At 74.4% G+C, this 3946-nt stretch carries 3 protein-coding genes; all 3 read right to left on the reverse strand.

From position 1 onward, the window contains the following. On the reverse strand, positions 1-343 hold a 343-nt coding region (locus tag BN12_RS25425), incomplete at its 3' end, for a hypothetical protein (protein ID WP_048555023.1). A gap of 4 nt (positions 344-347) precedes the next feature. Next, positions 348-1895, reverse strand: coding sequence for a SagB/ThcOx family dehydrogenase (locus tag BN12_RS19200; protein WP_053080109.1), 1548 nt, complete (start codon positions 1893-1895; stop codon positions 348-350). Between the two features lie 71 nt (positions 1896-1966). After that, the coding region (locus BN12_RS19205) for a TOMM precursor leader peptide-binding protein (RefSeq protein WP_053080113.1) at positions 1967-3946 on the reverse strand (1980 nt) is incomplete at its 5' end.

The raw sequence follows: 3946 nt of genomic DNA on the forward strand, positions 1-3946 counted from the left end.
TCTCGGTGGCCGCGGCACGCGCCACCTCCTGCGCGGCGTCCAGCCACCGCGACACCTCGGGGCGGTCCCGGCCGATCCGCCGGAGCAGCTCGACGTGCCGGTCCGCGACGACGCCACGGTGGATGTTGCGCCGCGCCGCGAGGAGCGCCCGGCGCCGGTCGCGGTCCTCGCAGCCGCCGACGAGGTCGTGGAGGACGTCCTCGACGACGACCCGCAGCGCCTCGAGATCCTCCCGGGCGGCCTCGAGCCGGCGGGCCTGTGCGACGATTCCCGGCTCGTGGAGGGCGTCGAGCGCCTCGAGCGGGAGGCCGCAGCGCCGCGCGAGGACGACACGCGAGGCCATCGGCTCAGCCGTCCCCGCGCAGGGCCCGGTGGCTCGTCGCATACCACTGCGGGTCGAGGTGGGGCACCCAGGTCGCGTCGGCACCGGCCTTCCCGATGGGGTTTCCGCCGGGAGCGGGCGCACCCGCGAGCGGGTGGGGCCGGGAGCCGAGGATGAACTCGCCGACGCTGGACTCCTCGAGGTAGTCCAGGCCGAAGGCCTGCGCCGACAGGTCGCTGTTGCCGCTGCCGAGGCCGCAGGCCCCGAGGCCCATGGCCGTCGCGACGAGGTACATCGTCTGGTAGAGGACGCCCGCGTGCTTGAGGGTCACCGCGTAGGCGATGGACCGGTACTTCCACGAGATCCGTTGGAAGCGCGCCGTCATCGTCACGAGGACGTCGGGGGTGACGTCGCCGCCCGCGGAGAGCGCCGCGCCGTCGAGGAGCTCCTGCCGGAGCGCATCGGGGGTCGGCAGCGCGGTGAGCCGGTGCGTCTCGGCCTGGTAGTGGTACACGCCCGGCGCGAGTCCGGCGCAGCGCCGGACGGTGAGGTAGAGCTCGAGCTCGTAGCCGGCCCCTCCGCAGGGGTAGGGACGGCTGCTCGCCGGGTAGGGCATCCCGCCCTCCGGCATCGGGCCGTACGTCCCGCGGACCCGGGCCGCCCGGTAGAGGAACTCGCCGAGCTGCGCGACGGTGAGCGGCTCCTCCCCGTAGTGCCGCACCGAGTGCCGGCCCTCCATCACGGTGACGAGCGCGGGGTCGCGCTCGAGGATCGCCTCGAGGTCGGGGCGGGGCAGCTCGACCTCCGGCCCGGCGTGGTGCGGCCGCACGGGCGGGAGGGGCTCGAGCTCACCGCGGTAGGGGAACACCCCGCCGAAGGCCTCGTCGGTGCGCCCGAACCGCGACCGGGAGTGGAAGAGCAGGTCGTGGAAGTCCCACTGGCGCTGCACCGCCGTGTCGGAGGCGAACTGGCCGTCCTCGGCGACGTCGACCGCGTCGACGGCGACGAGCAGCTCGACGACCGCCTGGACGGTCTCGGGAGCCAGGCCCGTCCCGTCGAGGGTCGTCAGGTCCCGCACGACCTCGGCGCTCGAGAGCCGCCCGACGAGGCCGAGGACGCGCGGGTCCTCGATGACGACCCGGGCGCCGCTCACCGGCGACTCCACGTGGAGGGCGTCGCCGCGGCGGTGCACGTAGGCGAACTTGGAGAGGCGGACGACGTCCTCCTCCGACAGCTCGACGGGTCGGATCAGCGTCCCGGGGCGCAGCGACTCCGCCTGCGCGACGAGGTGGTCGTCCTGCCACACCGCGTCGGCGACATAGCGCTGCGCCGAGCCCATGACCTTCTCGTATGCGGCGGCCTCCGCCCCGGTGAGCGGTCGCCGGGGCTGCGGCGGTCCGGTGAGCTCGGCGATCCGGTCGAGGACGGTCGTGCCCACCCCCCGGGCCCGCAGGAGGGCGGTCCCCTCGTAGCGCAGCTCGAGGACGCCGTCGGTCGTGTCCACCGTGATGCCGTCGCGCAGGCGGGGCCCGCGACGGACGACGGTCGATGGCTGGGCGGTGGGCGGGGTCATGGCGGGCTCCTCGGGCGATGGTGCGGATGGGCGATGGTGCGGATCTGGTTGGGCGGGGGCGGACGGCCGGGTCAGAGGAACATGGCGACGGGGTTGAGGTCGGACTCCGGGGTGGGGGCGTCCTGGAGGCCGAGGGCGACGGGCACGTCGAAGAGCCGGCCCGGGGCATACCGCGGCCAGAAGTGCCGCAGGCCGGGGACGACGACCCGCGCGACGGGCAGCCCGATGTCGGGGCGGGTCTGGTCGAGGACGAGCATCTCCATCCCGGCCGCCTCGACGATGCCGCGGGCCGTCGCGACGTCGTCGGCGAGGTCGTCGCCGGACCGGTCGGGGTACTCCTCGCGCGTCACCGGGGGCAGGTCCGGGTCGGGCACGAGGTAGGGCTCGCTCTCGATCGTCGCGGTGCGCCACCAGTGCACCTGGGTCGGGTCGGTGAAGGCGTAGCTGCCGGAGCCGTCCGCGGGCATGCCGATGACGGCCGGGAGGAACTGGTTCATCTCGCTGAGGGCCCGGCCGACGGCGATGCCCATGTCGAAGTGGCTGCCGAGGGCGATGAGGATGTCCTGCACCGGCTTGTCGGTCCGGTGGCTCACGGCGACGACGGTCGGTATGCCGAGGTCGGTCGTGATGTCGAGGACCCACGTCTCCCGGTCGAGGGCGGCGTACTGCCGCTGGACGTGGAGGAAGTAGGGGTCGCCGAAGGAGGCGAGGTCGACGGCCCGGCGGCGGCTGCGGTTGTACCACCAGATGGCCGTCGCGTCGCGCTCGACGAGCTCCATGAAGCCCTGGAGGATCGCGTCCTCGAGGGAGGCGCCCGCGGCGCACCCGTTGGAGTTGGCGCCCCCGTTGTACCGGACCCCGGCCGGCGGCGCGTAGTTGTAGTAGAGGACCGACGTGGGCAGCCAGGCGCGGCGCTCGTGGGTGAGCGACCAGAGGGGCGTCCACTCGGCCGGCTCGTCGGGGTCGAGGGCGTCGCCGACCCAGTGGAAGTGGCTGGGCCGGGCGTTCCAGGCCCGCCGGTCGGCGAACTGCCGCGGGCTGTACTGGTGCAGCGCGTTGGGGTGGACGACGTCCTGGGGGTCGAAGTCGGTGAGCCGGGCGACGGTCCGGCGCTCGTCGCCGTGGAAGACGCCGGAGTAGCGCTCGATCGCCTCGCCGAGCGCGCTCGCCTTGGCCTGGGCCGCGGACTTCCCCTTGCCGCAGCTCGCGCTGCGCAGGCCCGCCTTGAGGTCGGCGATCGACTGCATCGGCATCGCGAAGTTCTGGCCCGCCTGGTAGACGTGCAGGCCGGGCACCTCGAGCGGCAGCGGCACGAGGTGGCTCACCGGTCCGGTGATGTCGCTGACGAACCGCTCGTAGCGCTCGACGAACTGCTCGGGGGTGAGCGCCCGGTGGCCGCCGTCCTCGGTCTGCGCCTTGGGGCGCGACGCGACGACGACCGGCGCGTCGACGAGCCGCGCCTGGAGCCCCGCGTCACCGCATACCGCGCACTGCGGCCGGGGGTCGAGGTGGTGGCGCTGGGTCGTCAGCTCGACGGTGTCGAACGTCGTGACGTCGCCGGACCGGGCCGGGTCGACACCGTCCGCGGTGACCCGGACGACACCGGCGAGCCAGGTGGCCGCGGCCTGGAAGGCGAGGTCGAGGCCGAGGCGCTCGGTGCTGGGCAGCGCCGTCACCGAGTCGACGTAGGTGTCGGTGAGGACGCCGCGCTGACGCAGGTAGGACTCGGTGAGGCTCTTGGTCTCCAGGCGCACCCGCAGGCACTCGTAGCACGCGGTCCGGGTGGGCGTGAAGGCCGGGCCGACCCACAGCCGCACCCCCGTCGGCTTGGCGAGCAGCCAGGACGCCCCGGTGCGCTGCGACCACGCGTTGACCGCGCGCAGCTGCGGCCGCTCGTAGTCGTCGACGACGACGACGGTGAGGCGGTGGGGGGTCTCGGGGAGCGCGTCGAGGCGCAGCGGCTCGACCCGCAGCCCGGCGTCCCGGGCAGCGGCCGCGACGCCGGCCGGCAGGTGCTCGCCGATCGTCAGCAGCCCGGTCGGCTGGGCCGT

It is taken from the genome of Nostocoides japonicum T1-X7 (genome assembly GCF_001046855.1).
Taxonomy (GTDB): domain Bacteria; phylum Actinomycetota; class Actinomycetes; order Actinomycetales; family Dermatophilaceae; genus Nostocoides; species Nostocoides japonicum.